Origin of the sequence: Bacillus pseudomycoides DSM 12442 (assembly GCF_000161455.1) — a bacterium.
Taxonomy (GTDB): domain Bacteria; phylum Bacillota; class Bacilli; order Bacillales; family Bacillaceae_G; genus Bacillus_A; species Bacillus_A pseudomycoides.
The window spans coordinates 5248916-5249746 of the sequence record NZ_CM000745.1; the positions used below are offsets into that span (position 1 = coordinate 5248916).

Annotated in this window: 1 protein-coding gene; it reads right to left on the bottom strand. The window is 29.7% G+C overall.

The genetic code is table 11. The annotated features are described in order from the left end of the window. Positions 1–118: 118 nt before the first annotated feature. Positions 119–688 carry a dihydrofolate reductase family protein gene (locus BPMYX0001_RS26600; RefSeq protein WP_006097295.1) on the bottom strand — a complete coding sequence of 190 codons (570 nt, stop codon included), beginning with the start codon at positions 686–688 and terminating at the stop codon, positions 119–121. Between the last annotated feature and the right edge of the window lie 143 nt (positions 689–831).

Consider the following 831-nt stretch of genomic DNA (forward strand, 5'->3'; position numbering starts at 1 on the left):
AATTATTTTCTACCTATGTTATTCAAGAATCGCGCCTTATTGTTGAAGAAATGACAATTACTATCGAGTATTTCTTAATGATATTTATTGTATTTTATCTTTGGAATGTGCAATATTATCAATTCTCATTCAAATGATAGATTAGTTGCACAACGCCAGAGGAGAACGTTCTTGTATTAACCATTTTTAAATTCAACCTCTGCTTTATATCAATAAACAACGGTTTTCCTTCTCCCAAAATAACAGGGTGAACAGATAATCTAAATTCATCCACAAGCCCTAAGCTGATAAATGTTGTAATTAGACTTGCTCCGCCATATAGCCAAATGTCTTTACCAGACTTTTTCTTTAATTTATTTACTTCTTCAAGAATATTATCATTTATGAATATTGCTTTATTATCAATCCCTTTTTGTGTTCTAGAAAACACATATTTTTCTTTACTGTGAACTAATTCCCAAACTTCTTTTTCAGCTTTGGTACCTTCAATTCCTGGAGTAAATTGTCCCCATAAATCGTAGCTTTTTCTTCCATATAAAATAGTATCAATTTGATTTAAGAAATCAATAAACCCCATCTCAGAGTCCATGATACACCAATCAACTTCCCCATTTTTCCCTTCAATAAAACCATCTAAAGTAACTGCTAAATCTAAAATTATTCTTCTTTGTCTTACGTTATTGGACATAATTCTTCCTCCCCTTAATCATTTATATATTGTTTCTCCCGCCAAGTTTTTTTAAAATCCACACTATTATTTTTATAAAAATCCTTCGTATGTCTAATCTTTTATTTTTTAACTTATTATCATACACCCTAATCATACAATTG

Excerpts from the sequence above, each read along its gene's own strand:
- BPMYX0001_RS26600 (WP_006097295.1), bottom strand. The coding sequence starts at position 688 with ATGTCCAATAACGTAAGACAAAGAAGAATAATTTTAGATTTAGCAGTT.